17 protein-coding genes are annotated in these 16983 nt (G+C 37.2%); all 17 read left to right on the forward strand.

The window, feature by feature from the left end; all coding sequences use genetic code 11:
* Positions 1–283 precede the first annotated feature (283 nt).
* The 17 genes from cdaA to glmS all read left to right on the forward strand — a co-directional run bounded on the left by cdaA (position 284) and on the right by glmS (position 16382).
* Positions 284–1105 carry a diadenylate cyclase CdaA gene (gene cdaA, locus KBP50_RS01735; RefSeq protein ID WP_050349709.1) on the forward strand — a complete coding sequence of 274 codons (822 nt, stop codon included), beginning with the start codon at positions 284–286 and terminating at the stop codon, positions 1103–1105.
* Entirely contained in the window at positions 1098–2399 is a 1302-nt protein-coding gene (locus tag KBP50_RS01740; RefSeq protein WP_050349710.1) for a CdaR family protein, read from the forward strand. The genes cdaA and KBP50_RS01740 overlap by 8 nt, the downstream gene beginning before the upstream one ends.
* Positions 2400–2449: 50 nt before the next feature.
* Complete coding sequence (glmM, locus tag KBP50_RS01745) at positions 2450–3796, forward strand: phosphoglucosamine mutase (protein WP_050349711.1); 1347 nt, start codon at positions 2450–2452, stop codon at positions 3794–3796.
* Positions 3797–4036: 240 nt separating this feature from the next.
* Positions 4037–4726, forward strand: a complete 690-nt coding sequence (locus tag KBP50_RS01750) for a YqeB family protein (RefSeq protein ID WP_050349712.1) — start codon at positions 4037–4039, stop codon at positions 4724–4726.
* 360 nt (positions 4727–5086) lie between these two features.
* Positions 5087–6886, forward strand: coding sequence for a S9 family peptidase (locus KBP50_RS01755; protein ID WP_050349713.1), 1800 nt, complete (start codon positions 5087–5089; stop codon positions 6884–6886).
* Between the two features lie 425 nt (positions 6887–7311).
* Positions 7312–8070 carry a DeoR/GlpR family DNA-binding transcription regulator gene (locus KBP50_RS01760; RefSeq protein ID WP_050349714.1) on the forward strand — a complete coding sequence of 253 codons (759 nt, stop codon included), beginning with the start codon at positions 7312–7314 and terminating at the stop codon, positions 8068–8070.
* A gap of 25 nt (positions 8071–8095) precedes the next feature.
* The gene (lacA, locus tag KBP50_RS01765) at positions 8096–8524 is read left to right on the forward strand and encodes a galactose-6-phosphate isomerase subunit LacA (RefSeq protein WP_050349715.1); all 429 of its coding nucleotides are present in this window, start codon (positions 8096–8098) and stop codon (positions 8522–8524) included.
* Between the two features lie 12 nt (positions 8525–8536).
* The gene (lacB, locus tag KBP50_RS01770) at positions 8537–9052 is read left to right on the forward strand and encodes a galactose-6-phosphate isomerase subunit LacB (RefSeq protein WP_050349716.1); all 516 of its coding nucleotides are present in this window, start codon (positions 8537–8539) and stop codon (positions 9050–9052) included.
* Positions 9053–9106: 54 nt separating this feature from the next.
* Positions 9107–9592: a PTS sugar transporter subunit IIA gene (locus KBP50_RS01775; RefSeq protein ID WP_050349717.1), complete on the forward strand. Its 486-nt coding sequence runs from the start codon at positions 9107–9109 to the stop codon at positions 9590–9592.
* A 1-nt stretch (position 9593) separates the two neighbouring features.
* Positions 9594–9896 (forward strand): PTS fructose transporter subunit IIB, encoded by a 303-nt coding sequence (locus tag KBP50_RS01780; RefSeq protein ID WP_050349718.1) that lies wholly within the window; start codon positions 9594–9596, stop codon positions 9894–9896.
* Between the two features lie 29 nt (positions 9897–9925).
* Positions 9926–11338, forward strand: coding sequence for a PTS galactitol transporter subunit IIC (locus KBP50_RS01785; protein WP_050349719.1), 1413 nt, complete (start codon positions 9926–9928; stop codon positions 11336–11338).
* A 447-nt stretch (positions 11339–11785) separates the two neighbouring features.
* Positions 11786–11890, forward strand: coding sequence for a hypothetical protein (locus KBP50_RS22620; protein ID WP_306423686.1), 105 nt, complete (start codon positions 11786–11788; stop codon positions 11888–11890).
* Between the two features lie 80 nt (positions 11891–11970).
* Entirely contained in the window at positions 11971–12189 is a 219-nt protein-coding gene (locus KBP50_RS22625; RefSeq protein WP_076362086.1) for a class II fructose-bisphosphate aldolase, read from the forward strand.
* A 501-nt stretch (positions 12190–12690) separates the two neighbouring features.
* A complete protein-coding gene (locus KBP50_RS01795) occupies positions 12691–12843 on the forward strand; it encodes a hypothetical protein (RefSeq protein WP_157858425.1) in 153 nt (50 codons plus the stop codon).
* A gap of 185 nt (positions 12844–13028) precedes the next feature.
* Positions 13029–13190, forward strand: a complete 162-nt coding sequence (locus KBP50_RS01800; RefSeq protein ID WP_210967610.1) for a hypothetical protein — start codon at positions 13029–13031, stop codon at positions 13188–13190.
* Positions 13191–13409: 219 nt separating this feature from the next.
* A complete protein-coding gene (locus KBP50_RS01805) occupies positions 13410–13958 on the forward strand; it encodes a DUF2812 domain-containing protein (protein WP_050349720.1) in 549 nt (182 codons plus the stop codon).
* Between the two features lie 621 nt (positions 13959–14579).
* Entirely contained in the window at positions 14580–16382 is a 1803-nt protein-coding gene (gene glmS, locus KBP50_RS01810; RefSeq protein ID WP_050349721.1) for a glutamine--fructose-6-phosphate transaminase (isomerizing), read from the forward strand.
* The last annotated feature ends 601 nt before the right edge of the window (positions 16383–16983 follow it).

Consider the following 16983-nt stretch of genomic DNA (forward strand, 5'->3'; position numbering starts at 1 on the left):
GATTAAAGATTCACTTTATGGATAAGTGATCATTTTCTAATTCCTGTTGTTAAGGTGTTTTCTATACTCTTATCCACCCTAGAACTGCTATGTGAAAATCGTACATCAAATAGGTGATTTTATGTTACAATAGGAATGTTATAATGACTTTTTAAAAAATGGAGAAGTTCGAACTGGCTTCCAGCAAATGAGCCTTGAAAAAGCGTCAGCTGGAAAATAAACAATTGTACTTGCCTTTTCGAACACCTTGATATAAGAAATTACTGTAGAGGATGTGTACATCATGCTTGATGGGGGATTTGACCTAATACAGCTCCTTAGGATAGGCGTAGATATTACTCTCGTCTGGTATGTTTTATATAAATTAATCATGCTGATAAGAGGCACAAAGGCTATTCAACTTCTAAAAGGAATTGCAGTCGTGCTAGCTGTATGGTTGTTAAGTATTGTTTTAGATTTACAAACGGTGCGATGGATTACAAGCCAGGTGATGAACTGGGGTCTTATCGTTATTATTATATTATTCCAGCCAGAGTTGCGTAGAGCCTTGGAGCAATTAGGACGAGGTAATATTTTTGGCCGTAGTGCACGATCGGAAGAGGAAATCATGGAAAATAATATTGATGCGATTATTCAATCCTGTAATTATATGGCTAAACGTCGGATTGGAGCCCTCATCACAATAGAAAGGGAAACCGGGATAGGTGATTATGCTGAAACGGGTATTCCAATTAATGGTCAACTAACACATCAACTTTTAACAAATATATTTACACCTAATACACCGCTACATGACGGTGCAGTGATTTTGAAAGGTGACCAGATTATTGCTGCAGCCTGTTACTTACCTCTGTCAGAGAGTCCCTTTATATCCAAGGAATTAGGAACAAGGCACCGCGCAGCAATGGGAATTAGTGAAGTGACGGACGCCCTAACCATTGTCGTATCAGAAGAAACTGGTGATATATCTTGTACGAAAAACGGTGAACTACATAGAGAGCTTAGCCAGGAAGGCTTAAGAGATCTATTACACAAGAACCTATCATTAAGTTTAAAAGCCCCTGAAAAAAAGTCAAAAAAATGGAGGGGAAACAAAAATGGATAATTGGTTTCGAAGTAAATGGTTTGTCCGTGTCGTTTCCTTAGCTTTTGCCGTTTTCTTCTATATTTTTGTCGCTGTGGATCAAAATAGTTTACCAAATAATGATGATTCCACCTTTCCATCTGGAGAAGAGACGAAAAATGTAGAAACATTGGATGAAGTACCAGTTAGAATAGATATTAATAATGAGAAATATGTGGTTAGTGGCGTTCCAGAGTATGTTTCTGTGAAGTTAGAAGGCTCAGCAGCTATTTTGCAACCGACCATTCGCAATCGAAATTTTGATGTGTGGGTCGACTTAAAAGGGTTAGGAGCCGGCGAGCATACAGTAGAAATACAACATAATATTTCTAATAAGCTAGATGCCTATATAGAGCCGAAGCGTGTAGACGTTGTAATTGAAGAAAAGGCAACAAAAGAATTTCAAGTAAACGTTGACTTTTTAAATACAGATAAAATGGTAGAAGGATATGAGCTTGGGGACTATGAAGTAAGCCCCCAAACGGTAACCATAACTAGCGCTAAGAGTGTCATTGACCGAATAGGTATTGTGAAAGCTTATGTCGATGTGAGCGGGTTAGATAAATCCATTGATAATCGAGAAGTTCCTGTGAATGTCTACGATAACCAAGGGAATGAATTAAAAGTGAATGTGGAGCCAAAAAATGTAGTCGTTTCTGTAAATATTAATAATTCGAGTAAAAAAGTACCAGTCAGCGTTGAAACAACGGGTGAACCGCCAGAAGGGTATGCATTAGCTGGAATTTCTGCTAATGTAGAGGAAGTGGAAGTGTTTGCGAAAAATAGCATTCTTCGGGATTTGGATCAGGTTTCTACAGAAGCAATTGACTTGAGTAAGTTAAAAGAGTCAAGCACTGTGGAAACAAGCCTAGCGTTACCAGACGGTGTAACGGTTTTAAATGGAGAAAGTATTAAAGTTAAAGTTGAGATAGAACAGACAAAAGCGAGTGACACAAAGGCTAACGGTACAAAGGAAAGTGATACAAAAACGAATGAAACAAAAACGATTACAGGAATTCCAATTGAAATAGAAGGGTTAGAGGATGGGTTGGAAGCGGTCATTACAGATCCATCTAGTCCAGAAGTAGATTTAACAGCTTCGGGTGAACAGGGAGCTGTAGCCAAATTAAAAAAGAATGACTTTAGAGCTTTTATCGATGCAGGAGGTTTAGAGCCAGGTACGCATAAAGTATCAGTGAGAGTAGAATCGCCGGATGGTTTATCTGTAGAACCTGAATTTGAACAAGCTTCCATAGAAATTAGCGAAAAAACATAAGTAGCTCTTATCTAAGAAATGGCGGAATTGATAAAAAGGAGAGAAACTACATGGGAAAATATTTTGGAACAGATGGTGTACGAGGAGTTGCAAATAAGGATCTTACACCAGAGTTAGCTTTTAAGCTAGGACGAGCTGGAGGTTATGTGTTAACGAAAGAGACACCACGTGCCAAAATCGTTATTGGACGTGATACCCGTGTATCTGGTCACATGCTGGAAGGTGCACTTGTAGCTGGTTTGCTATCCATTGGAGCAGAAGTTATGCGCTTAGGTGTTATTTCCACCCCCGGAGTTGCCTATTTAACAAAAGCAACCAGTTCACAGGCTGGAGTTATGATTTCTGCATCACATAATCCTGTGGAAGATAACGGGATTAAATTTTTCGGTCCAGATGGGTTTAAACTAACAGATGCGCAAGAGGATGAAATTGAATCTATCATGGATGGTGAGGATGAACTTCCTAGACCAACTGGAGCAGATGTGGGGATTGTCAATGATTACTTTGAAGGTGGTCAAAAATATCTTTCTTATCTAAAAGATACAGTTGATAATGAATTTGATGGTTTGAAGATTGCGTTTGATTGTGCACATGGTGCTACTTCAAGCCTAGCGACCCACTTATTTGCTGATTTAGAAGCTGACATCTATTCCATCGGTTCTTCACCTGACGGGTTAAATATTAATGCTGGAGTAGGGTCTACCCATCCGGAAAAGCTTCAGGAATTTGTGCTAGAAAAAGGGGCAGATGTTGGTTTGGCTTTTGATGGCGATGGAGACCGATTGATTGCCGTAGATGAACGAGGAAAATTGGTTGATGGTGATCAAATCATGTTTATTTGTGCAAAGTTTATGAATGAAAGAGGCGTTCTTCGACATAATACGGTTGTCTCTACAGTAATGAGTAATATTGGATTTTATAAAGCTTTAGAAGCAAACGGCATGCGTAGCGACAAGACAAAAGTCGGTGACCGTTATGTAATGGAAGAAATGCGTCAAGGTGGTTATAATCTGGGGGGAGAACAGTCAGGACATATTATCTTTTTAGATTATAATACGACCGGAGACGGAATGCTGTCAGCTTTACAATTAGTCAACGTCATGAAAGAAACAGGCAAGCCATTATCGGAGCTGGCTGATGAAATGAAAATTTATCCTCAAGTGTTAAAGAATGTAAGAGTTACGGATAAAGATAAGGCTTTGCATCATCCGCAAATTAAACAAGAAATTGATAAGGTAGAGCAAGAGCTCGGTACACAGGGACGCGTATTAGTTCGTCCTTCAGGAACGGAACCTTTAGTTCGTGTTATGGTTGAGTCGCCAACGAAGGAAGAATGTGACAAATATGTCAATCAAATCGTTGATGTTATCGAAGAGTTATTAGGAGCAGCTGAATAGCGATAATGAAATAGTTATAGTTGTTTTCATCATGATTGGGAACAAACCAAAACAAATGATCCCGTATCCTGTAAAAGTGATACAGGATCATTTGCGTTATAAACTCTTCGTTGAGCGGACTTCCTTTAAGTTGGCAAATAGAGGCGATCTGTTTCAAAGGTTTATCAGGTGGAATAAAAGCTGATAATTTAGGTTAATTCGTTGCTACATGAAATGAGCAAATTAACGGAGGAAACATAAATGAATCACAATAAAGAAACCGTGCTTGGATTAAAAAAATTAGATAAGGTATTTATAATCGTACTACCAGTAATCATAGGAGGTGTTCTTGGGTGGTACATTCCAGCTATAGCTGACTGGTTGCTTACACTACCGTTCATACCTATGGAAGGGCTTTTAGAAAAAATCGTTTCCTTTGATCGGTTCTTGGTATCGGTTATTGCTTCGGTAATTGGCATTATTTTAGGTATTGCATTTAGCTGGTACGTATTTTATGAAACTTTAAAGATACAAATTTCAGAACAAGAAGTGCAATTATATATACGTAACACCCAACAAGTCATTAAAAAAGGTGTTATTACAGCGGTTTTTATGGAACAAAAGCAACTTGTAATTCAAGATTTGGAAGGAAATGAAAGCTTCAGAGAGGTTTCAGACATCGAAGTAGAACGAGTAGAAGAAGCATTCAGAGAGCATGGATATCCATGGTGTGACGAAGATCCATATTTACATGAATTCCGGAAATGGGAATTGGGCAATTCTGTATTCCCTTCAGAAATTAACAGCATTCTTTATGAGCGTTTAAAAGCAATACGAGAGGACGAAGAAAAGCAAGCAAACCTATTGAAACAAGACTTGAATAAGCTTGGTGTCGTTGTAAAAGACCGAAAAACGGAGCAATATGTTCGAATGGTTAAACCGAATAACTAAGAATCGTAAAACTATGCTAACTTCTGGTTGAAATTCGAATCGTTTTCGTTTCGCAAATGGATTCATAATACTTCATCAAGCGAAGCTCTTTTATTCCGCAGATAAGGTGCTGTAAGACCCCCACTATAAGTATTGCACATACTCAACATAGTCTAGGGAGATAGCAGCGTGTAAATGCCCTATTTCGTAAGAGGCCTTTAGGTCATACCATTACGGTATTACAAGTGGTGAGGAATGAATGAAAGCCCTTCCGTTGTGAAGATTCACTTTATTAGTAGTTAGCAAATGCTTCTGTTCAAGGTAATGAGAATGGGTTACAATAATAGTGAATAGTAAGAAAAATGAGAATGGAGGAAAACAATGATATCTTTTCCGCAGCCGACCGTAGAACAATTTTTCCGCACCTACGCCATTACTAATTTTACTGTAACTCCTGATGAAAAGCGGGTTATATTCAGCTCCAATTTAAATGGCAAGATGAACGTATGGGCAATGGATTTGCCAAAGACTTTTCCTTATCTATTTGCCCATCACGATGAATCATGTAGCTTTCTGAAGTGTGATCCTGAAAATCGTTATGTACTAGCAGGGTTTGATAAAGACGGGGATGAAAACCATCAAATATATGCCATTCCACCTGAAGGAGGTCTACCACAGGCGCTTGTGACCGGAGATCCACAGGAAAAATACTTCTTCGCACATCTAAGTGAAGATGGAGAACGTCTTTATTATATAACTTCGGAAGGAAATTCTTCGTTTTTAAATACTCGTATTCGTCATTTACAAGACGAAAAAGATACATTGCTACATGTAGGCGAAGCTGGCCCAACGGTATTAGAGGCAGTTTCTGAACAGGAGAAAGCTTTTGTATTTACACAAATGTATGCCAATACATATATTACAGGCTTCGTAAAAATTGGAGAAGAACAAATTCCTTTAACCCCTGATAATAAAAAAATACATGTCGTCTTTGACCCGGTTTTTGTAGATGAAACGACCATATATTTTCTCACTGATTATGAAGATGAATATACGTATTTGGCAAAGTTTGATATAGATAGCTTAACATTTTGTAAAGTTTTAGCTGTAGAACAAGAAAGTATCAACTTTTTAAAATGGAATAAGCAGCAGCAATGCTTTTATTTCGTAACGGAAAAAGGAGTGATGGATCGGCTATATCGATATAATCTTGCAGAAAAAGAGCTAATTACTATAAAGGCTCCACTTGACACAGTCGATCATTTGGTAGTGCCGAAATCAGGTAATCTTTATGTATTAGGAAGAACGGCAACATCACCGGCTAATATTTATCAGTATACGTACAACGATGAAAGCTGGACTATGTTAACAAATAATCGTGTCCTCGGTGTAGCTAGTGAAGAGATGGTTGTACCCGAGGTAGTGACATACTCCTCCTATGATGGAATGGAAATAGAAGCCTTATTATTTAAAGCCCATGCCCATTATGATAACGGCTATACTATTTTCTGGCCACATGGTGGACCACAGGCAGCAGAACGAAAAGAATTTCGGTCTATGTTTCAAGCTTTGCTAAATCGAGGATATTCAATATTTGCTCCTAATTTCCGAGGAAGTACCGGCTACGGCGCTTCTTTTGTAAAGATGGTCGAACAAGATTGGGGAGAAGGCCCACGGTTGGATTGTCTTGAAGGAATTCACTGGCTATTTAATAACGGAATAACCTCTAAAGACAAACTATTCTTAGTCGGTGGAAGCTATGGCGGATATATGGCATTATTGCTACATGGACGTCACGCTGACTATTTCAAGGCAGTTGTTGACATTTTTGGACCTTCAGATCTATTTACGTTCGTAAAATCTGTTCCTGCTCATTGGAAGCCGATCATGGAGCGCTGGCTTGGCGACCCGGAACGGGATGAAGAACGATTTATGAAGGATTCCCCAATCACGTATTTAGATGGAATGACCAAACCAATGCTTGTCATTCAAGGAGCTAAAGATCCGCGTGTCGTAAAAGCAGAATCTGACCAAATCGTCGCCAAGCTGAGGGAAAAAGGACGCGAAGTCGAATATCTTGTACTTGAAGATGAAGGTCACGGTTTTTCAAAAAAAGAAAATGAAATCAAAGTCTATCAACGTATGCTTGACTTTTTAGACAGGCATCAGGATAACAAGTAAAAAAAACCGCAGATGTAAATCATCTGCGGTTTTTTTTGCACTATAGGAAAGTAAAAGATTTTTTTGGTTTATAGTATAAGAAAAACAAAAGGCTTTCGCCATAAGACTTGGCGACAAGCCAAGTTTTTCTAATGTTTATAAACAATGTCTCGGTTATGGATAAAAGACAAGTAATAATAACGAAGATAATTATGGATACAGCTATTTATGAATAAAAAATACAAAGAAATTTTAGTTAATAAGTAGTACGTAGTATTAAAACGGCTAGCCAAATGCATAGCCGTTTTATTATCTAAAGACGTCTAAATACGAAATAAATATGAACTATGTTTGAACGAACGCAAAAATAGGTTGAATAAAACGATTACATTTAATATAATAACATTAAAGAACAAAATGAAACAATAGTGAACAGGAGGCGGAGTATGTTAAAAGACAATCGACAAAAACAAATAATGCGTTTAATTGATGAAAAAGGATTTTTAAAAGTAGCTGAGGCCTCCAACTTATTAAGTGTAGCCGAAATGACCATTCGCCGTGATTTAATGGAACTGGAGGAATTAGGTTTAATAGAAAGGGTGCATGGGGGAGCAAAAAGGAAAGACCGTGAAAGGACACAGTATATTGAATTATCCCACGTGCAAAAGCGAGCGCTTAATATAAATGAAAAAAAGCATATAGCTAAAAAAGCCGCCGAATTAATAGAAGAAAACGATGTCCTATTCATCGGTGCAGGGACAACAACAGAATATATTTATGATTATATAAATGTGGATTCAGCAAAAATAATTACCAATTCTATTTCTGTTTTTAATCGTTTTAAAGGTGACTCAAGGTATGACCTTATCTTAATAGGTGGTAGGCTACGTGAACGAACAGGAACTTTTATTGGATATTTTACACGAAAGTGGATGCAAGATATAAAAGTTCAAAAGGCATTTATTGGAACAAATGGAATAAAAGATGAACATATAACGACAGCCGAAGAGGAGGAGGGCGTTGTTCAACAAATCATTTTAAAAAACTCGGATAGAAATTATATTTTAGCCGACAGCACTAAATTTGGCGTCGAAGCTTTTCAAGTGTTGTGTCATATTGATATTATCGATGGGATCATCACAGATAATAAACTGGCTCCTCAGTTTGAAAAATATTATCAAAATAAATGTAACATTATTAAATAACATCAAGAACTAGGAGGTTTTACAGTTGAAGATAGTAATAGGAAGTGATTTAAAAGGATTTAAACTAAAGGAGCTAATTGAAATGCATCTTGTTCAATTAGGGTATGAGGTAGAAGATTTAACTCCGCTAAAAGTTAATAATTATTATGATGCTACATTAAAAGTGGCTGAACACATTCAAGCAAATAAACAAGACAAGGGAATTATGATTGATGAATATGGTGTTGGCCCATTTATGATTGCTAACAAATTAAAAGGGATTATATGTGCAAACTTATTTGATGAGCATTCTGCGCGAATGACGAGAGCCCATAATAATACAAATATGATAACGATCGGTTCAGGGATTGTTGGAGACAGGCTTGCAGAAAAAATAGTGGAGACATTTGCAGCCGCAAATTATGAGGGAGGAAGACATCAAATCCGCGTAGATATGTTAAATAAAATGTGTTAGGGAGTGAAGAAAATGAGAGTTTCAATTGGATGTGACCATATTGTCACTGAAGTAAAAAATCATCTTGTGAAATACCTGGAAAGTAAAGGTCATGAAGTTGTTGATAATGGGACATTTGATAAAAAACGTACGCATTATCCTATTTATGGTAAAAACACAGCTGAAAAAGTAACAAACGGTGAAGCAGACTTAGGAGTTGTCATTTGCGGAACAGGTGTGGGAATTTCGATAAGTGCGAATAAAGTGAAAGGGGCTCGCGCAGCATTGGTTGGAGATATTGAAACTGCACGATATGCAAAGGAAAATTTAAATGCCAACATCATTGCAATGGGTGGACGAATTGTCGGAGTTGGATTAATTGAAAATATTATGGATGTATTTCTAGAGACTGAGTATAACAAGACACCTGAAAAAGAGGAAATCATTAAAAAAATAGATATTCTTGGTGGCAATGAAGAGCAATCAAATAATGAACATTTCTTTGATGAATTTATTGAAAAATGGGATCGAGGAGAGTATCACGATTAAATAGACACAAAATCAAAGCAAGTTCCCGTATTTTTACAGAAGGAGGTGAGGAGGATGGAGGGAGTTTGTTCTCTTTACAAAAAGGATTTGATTTTTAAAAGTGATGCTCAAACACAAGATGAAGTATTTGACGAGATAGGTACAATATTATTACAAAAAGGATTGGTCAACGATCGATTTATCGCAGCACTTAAAAAAAGAGAAAAAGAATATCCGACTGGGTTGGATCTTTCGCCTGTTGCAAAAGGACTATCGAATGTTGCCATACCTCATACAGAAGCAGAGTATTGTAAAACAAAAGCAATTGCTGTTGTGAAATTAAATGATGGAATAACTTTTCGAAATATGATTGTTCCGGATTTAGATTTAAAAGTGAAGTATTTATTTTTCATCATTAATAATGAAAAAACAAACCAAACGAATGTACTTTCCGATTTGATGTCATTTATCACAAACGAAAATAATATGCGTTACCTTGAGAAACTAGATAAAACTGAATCTATTTATAACTTTTTAACAAATAACAAAGGAGATGTTTAAAATGATTAAAATCTTAGCAGCATGTGGAGCAGGGATTAACTCAAGTCACCAAATAAAAACCGCAATTGAGGAAGAAATGAAAAAAAGAGGTTATGATGTCAAGGTAGATGCTGTTGTAGTAAAGGATATTAATAAAGATATGATGGATCAGTATGATATTTTCACGCCAATTTCCAAAACAAAGTTTAGTTTTGACATAAACATACCTTTAATTGAAGCGGGCCCTATCCTATATCGTATACCATCTATGGCCGATCCTGTTTTTGATGAATTAGAAAGCGTTATCAAAGATCTAAAAAAATAAACTTTAATATAGGAAGGAGTACATGAAAAATGGAAGCAATAATTAAGTTTGCAAACTCAATTTTTCAACCTATTATTGATTTAGGCGCTGCGCCAATGATGTTTATCTTGCTTACTTTACTTGCCGTATTAATGAGAGTTAAAGTAAGCAAGGCGCTTGAAGGCGGGCTTAAATTAGCAATCGCATTAACGGGTATTGGAGCAGTTATTGATTTGTTGTCTGGGAATTTTGCACCTGCTTTACAAGACTTTGTAAAATCTACCGGTATTGAACTTACCATTACCGACGTAGGTTGGGCTCCGCTTGCAACCATCACTTGGGGATCAGCATATACATTATTTTTCTTAATGATTTTAATTATTGTCAATCTTGCGTTATTAGCCATGAACAAGACAAACACACTTGATGTAGACATTTTTAATTTTTGGCACTTATCCATTACAGGCTTACTAGTTATGTTTTACTCTGATAACCTTTTTATTGCAACAATGTTAGTCATCATGTTAGGGGTTATGAAGTTCATTAATGCTGATTTAATGAAACCGACATTTAATGACTTATTGGACATGCCTGATTCGAATCCTACAACAACAACGCATTTAAATTTTTTATTAAATCCTTTAATCATGTTATTTGATAAGTTTTTTGAGAAAGTGTTACCATTCCTTGATAAATATGACTTCGATGCAGCCTGGCTGAATGAAAAGATAGGTTTCTGGGGAAGTAAGTTTGCTATTGGTATTTATCTAGGGACTTTTGTCGGTCTGTTAGGGCAGCAACCAGTTACAACCATTTTTGCTCTAGCTTTTATCGGCGGTACAGCACTTGAATTGTTTTCTATTGTCGGAACATGGTTTATTGCAGCTATGGAACCGATATCTCAAGGAATTACAGATTTTATGAGTAAGCGCTTAAAAGGACGTACGTTTAATATTGGAATCGATTGGCCTTTCCTCGCTGCTCGACCTGAAATGTGGGCTGCAGCTAATGTCATTGCTCCAATTATGCTGTTTATTGCATTAATTTTACCTGGGAATGGAATTCTACCATTGGGAGGTATTATTGCTATCGGTTTAACACCAGCATTACTAGTCGTCTGTCGAGGTAAAATTATCCGTATGATTCTAATAGGTACTATTATGATTCCTATATTTCTTTGGTCTGGAACAGCGATAGCTCCATTTGTAACTGACGTTGCAACATCTGTTGGCGCTATGCCTTCTGGAATAGAAGGTGGTGCGCTCATTACGCATTCAACTCTTGAAGGACCGGTTGAAAAATTTATCGCTATCTTAGTTGGTAAAGCAAGTGATGGATTTAAATTAGTACCAGTATTAACCGCATTAGGAGCACTTGTAGCTTATTTAGGGCTTTTTGTGTGGTATGTAAAACAGATGAAAAAACGTAATAAAGTGTATGAAGAAGAGAAAAAGGCAGCCTAATAAAAGTCTTTTGCAAAACAAGGCGGACGACTTTTAAAAGACTGCTAATAGAGACCTAACTATTATAGTTAGATATGCTATTTATGCACGAAAAAGAGGAATTTGTCAAATAAGTATGCTTACCTAATTTAGGAGGAAAAATTATGGGATACGTCCTAAACACAAAAGACATGCTTATTACAGCTAGAGAAGAGGGGTATGCAGTCCCGAATTTCAATATTCATAATTTTTAAACAATTAAAGTGGTAACAGAAGCTGCAATGGAAGCGCAATCACCGGTTATTTTGGCGGCAACCCCTGGGACCATGAATTACGCAGGATGGCATCTATTCAGGCTATAACAGAAGTTGCCGCTAAGGAAAATGATAACCTGATTGCTTTGCATTTAGACCTTCATGAACATTAGAAACCAACGAGGAATCATTAAAATTGGGTATGAAGTCTGTAATGATAGATGGATCGCATTCCACTTTTGAAGAGAATATTAAACTCACAAGAGGGTTGTTGAAAATTCCCAATACTATGAGACTAGCTAGAAGCAGCGCTTGGTAGCCTTGTCGACCAAGAAGATGATATGCTTGTTGAAGAAGAAGACATAATTTATACAGATTCCAGATACGGTTCAAGAATTTGTGGAACGCACAAGGTTTGACTCGCTTGGTGTAGCTGTTGAGACGGGTCATAGCGTCTATGAAACTAAACAACATCTTGATTTTAATAGATTAGAAAGAATAAAAAATTTAGTTGATATTCCAATTGTTCTCTACGGTGTCTATGGGATTGCTCAAGAAGACGTTCAGAAATGTATTTCTCTAGAATGTGGTAGTGACTATTTATTTCAACAGAACTAAAAATCCCCCTTTCTAAAGCATTGCGTGAGCACATGATTATGCATCCCAGTGAAACTGATCCAAGGAAATACATGGAACCTGCAAAAGCAGCAATGAAAAATGTCGTTTTAGAAAAAATACTAATGTGTAAAAGTATGGAAAAGCAAAATCTGATACAGAATATTTATCTATTAAGGGAACTTCTTAAAAATCATATAATTGCCGGATTAATTACGAAGCAGGTAACTACTTTAGTGTTAAACTGCTCCCAATTGTTAGACATATTTAATAATAGGAGATGCAGTTTTTTTATGTGCCTAAAAGGATGGAGCACAGTAAAGTCGCATACCGAAGCAGGAAAGTCGTGCATCAAAACGAAAAAGACGTGCGCAAAAGCTTGTTATTCCCTTGTTAAGCTAAGATAATCGAATTAGCAATTTTGAAAAAGGGAAGGGCGTTTATAATTTAGAGCGTAAATCTTCCAAAAAGAAAGCGAACTTCTCTAAAGGAAGAACGGCATGGATGTATGCTCCTGATAAGTTGGAAGCATGGCTGAAGTATATGGCATTAGCAGGAAATGAATTACTAACTGAGGCGAATTCGGAGCAAGGTTTCATTTTCAACAATCAAAGGCGAAACAGATCCACTATTGTGTCGATTATCAAAATCATTTAGATGATGCTTATTTTGATTTCATCGCCAAGCAGGTTGGGTACTATTATACTCTTCGACTGGATTTATGAATACATGGTCAATCTAGGCAAAAGAATACAAACGAGGAGAACCTGTTCCTCAAACTCTATTATGATAAAAGGCATAAGTTAAAACATGCAGGGAGAGTCACCATAACGTATTTTGCGATGTCAATTCTTGCGATGTTACTGTATCTATGGTTAATGAATGATTATGTACAAGCTGGCTTATATAAGGAGAACACATTCCAATTAGTACTATTGGGTTTAATTGTTATCCAGTTTACTGCTTTATCCATTCCATTCGATCTAGTTTATATTACAGGATAGTTAAGAAAAAAGTGGAAGGATATTGAAAGCAAAGTAATTCAGGATGAGATATCAGTCATGGAAATTCTAAATGGCTGATATTTTTGATTGTAAACGTAGCTCCTCCTTAGAGAAACAGAGTAACGGTTTTAAATGAACGCAACATCATATTTCATGAGCGAGAACATATGCTTAAGTGAGGAAAGAAACTTCAGTTAAACAGCCAAGGAGGTGTTGATAGTGAAAAAAGTGTGGAAGCCATTTTGGAGTTATGATGTAAAGAAAACAGAAAGATGGCTCCAGACAAGAGCTTTGCAAGGACAACAATTAGTGAAGATAGAGCCTAATCTTCGGTTGTTTATTTTTAAAGCAGGGAATGATCCTCAACTTATTCGCTATCATATCGCCTATTATAAACGAAAGCCAAACGATGAGTTGCCTTTGGCATTACAGCAAAATGGTTGGAGGAAACTTTGTCAAAAAGGTTGTTGGTGTGTTTTGTCCAATCAAAAGCAAACGACAGATTTAAAAATTTATCCAGTCCGAAATGAAATCGCCAAACGGAATCGTCACCTATTATATTTTTATGCTGCTTTAACGATGTACCTGCTGCTTACGACGCTGTTGTTTCTTCTTATGAGTGGTATTCATATTTTTTATTTTGGATATATACTTACTTTCACTCCAATTTCATTATGGATTACCCTTCTCATGCTGAGTAATGGCTTGTTACTTATTGGTGCCTTTTCAATTGTTCGTCTCTACCAGTCTAATAAACATTTTTGGTAAATTAATATTTAAAAAAACATAAAGTTACTTGGTGGCAATGGAGAATGGTGGCAGGTTAATGAGAACTTATTATAAAAATTGTAATTTTAGCGTGCTATAAAAAATAATGTCTACATGATTTTTCGTTTTCTCAACTCAAATATATTATGTATGCGTTTCACTTTTGCCACCTTTGCCTCATACTATATTTATAATCAACTTAAAAAAAATCTTCCATCCACCATCTAGACAGAGACGGTGTCTTTCCACTCGCAACGGAAAAAATGATTGACTTAAAATGCAAAACAAGGTTAAAATGTGGTGTATCCTTTTTTGGATGATTCAAATATAGAAAGGAGCATTAAAGGTATACGAATTTTTTAAAAGCGCCAGGACTATGCATCCGATCGGCAAGAAGCATAGTTGACGAGGTTGGAGGTTATCGAACGTTCGGCGGGTGCCTCCCGATTGTACATCTCAATTGTCAAGCTCTTCCTTAAAACAATGAGGCAACTTATTGGCCAAAGGGAAACGGCAAGATGTTACAAAAACAATCACGAGAAAGGGGCAGTCAACGCCCCTATAATATATATTTATTTTGGAACGTTGGTCCTGCCCCTTTTTACAAGGAGGACTACAACTATGTGTGGAATTGTAGGATATATCGGACAGGATGACACGAAAGAAATTTTATTAAACGGCCTTGAAAAACTTGAATACAGAGGTTATGATTCAGCAGGAATTGCAACTTTAAATGATGCAGGCGTTCAAGTTGTGAAAGTCAAAGGTCGAATTGCAGCGCTTAGAGAAAGCGTAGATAACTCTGTACATGCAACGATGGGAATTGGCCATACCCGCTGGGCTACACATGGTGTGCCAAGTGAAGAAAATGCGCATCCGCATCAAAGCGCGTCTGGCAGATTTACACTTGTTCATAATGGAGTTATTGAAAATTACCAAGAGTTAAAAGAAAAATATCTTCGCGACGTGCATTTTGCTAGTGAAACAGATACAGAAGTTATTGTGCAACTGATTGAAAAGCTGTTTGCAGAAACAAATAATACAGCAGCAGCTTTTCGCAAAGCAATGAGTCTGTTAAAGGGATCCTATGCGATCGGTATGATAGATCATGAGCATCATGATACGCTGTATGTTGCTAAAAATAAGAGTCCTTTATTAGTTGGATTAGGGGACGGATTTAATGTTGTTGCAAGTGATGCCATGGCAACTTTAAAAGTGACAGATCAATATGTTGAAATCCATGATCGTGAAGTAGTGCTTGTTCATCGTCGATATATTGAGATTCAAGATCTTAATGGGAATTCAATCATGCGTGAACCATATACAGCCCAAATCGATGCCAATGATATTGAAAAAGGAACGTATTCGCATTTTATGCTAAAGGAAATCGATGAGCAGCCATTTGTTATGCGTAAAATTATTAACGAATACCAAACGGAAAACAATGAACTGAAGATGGATACAGGCGTCCGTCAAGCGATGAACAGCTGTGATCGCATTTATATTATCGCAGCTGGAACGAGTTACCATGCTGGATTAGTTGGAAAAGAATTTATCGAGAAACTTGCCAATATTCCAGTTGAGGTTCATATCGCAAGTGAATTTTCATACAATACGCCACTGTTGTCAGAAAAACCACTATTTATTTTTATCTCACAAAGTGGAGAAACAGCAGACAGTCGGGCCGTATTGGTAAAAATTAAAGAAATGGGACATCCGGCATTAACGATTACAAATGTGCCTGGATCCACCCTTTCTCGTGAAGCAGATTATACGTTAAACTTATATGCAGGTCCAGAAATTGCGGTTGCTTCTACCAAAGCCTATACAGCCCAAATCGCTGTTTTGGCTATATTAGCGGTTGATACCGCAAAAACAAAAGGACTATCGTTGGATTTTGATCCAATGCGTGAACTTGCTATTGTTGCCAATGCTATGGAAGTGCTAACTGATCAAAAAGAAGCAATAGAAGATTTAGCACGTAAATACTTGCGTACAGCACGCAATGCCTTTTTTATTGGTCGAAGCATAGATTATCATGTATGCTTAGAAGCAGCACTTAAACTAAAAGAAATTTCCTATATCCAGGCTGAAGGCTTTGCTGGTGGAGAATTAAAGCATGGTACGATCGCTTTAATTGAAGAAGGAACTCCAGTCATTGCATTAGCCACCCAAAAAAATGTCAATTACTCGATTCGCGGCAATGTGCAGGAAGTAGTAGCTCGTGGGGCTAATGATATGGTAATCAGTATGAAAGGATTAGAGCAGGATACAGATGCATTCGTCATCCCGCATGTTCATGAATTGCTCACACCACTTGTTAGTGTCGTGCCGTTACAACTATTGTCTTATTACGCTGCATTACACCGTGATTGCGATGTTGATAAGCCACGTAACTTGGCGAAAAGTGTAACCGTAGAGTAATGAGTGGTTGAAGTGGGAGTTTATCTCCCTGTTACTTTCTTCTACCCCACGCTAAAAAGTCGGTCCTACTGCTGAATGTTGGTACATTCGAGTGAAGAACGTGAGGAAATAAGAAGGGGCAGACAGCCGTTTTAAGTCAAGCAATCTCAATAAAAAATTAGGCTGGATCCAATATGGATGGGTCCAGTCTTTTTCTTCTGTTCAATATCTGTCCAATCCCTTATCCGTAGCGTGTTGAAGTGGTTTCCATATCGCTTTCTATACAGTTCTAAAGAACACGAGATAGAAAAAAGAGAGGAAAAACGTGCTTTTTAGGGGAGAACTTAATAACATTGCCCTGAGTGAGAAAAGAGGAGAAAAGCTTGGAGGATAAGGGGGTAAGGGTGATTTGGAAAAGTACCGAGAAAGTAACAGGGTTCATATAGTAGAGTGCAGAAAAGGAGTAGAAACAGGACGAAAAAGGAAGGTAATGAAAACCTTTATATTTGACTTTTGATACTGATAAGCTAATAAGGGAATTTGCGAAAACGGATGCCACTCCCTTGATTAAAGGTATTATGCAGCAGAAACAAGTGACCTTAAAGCGTTAAGATTTTACAAA

It is taken from the genome of Virgibacillus pantothenticus, from assembly GCF_018075365.1.
In the GTDB taxonomy this organism is placed as follows: Bacteria; Bacillota; Bacilli; order Bacillales; family Amphibacillaceae; genus Virgibacillus; species Virgibacillus pantothenticus.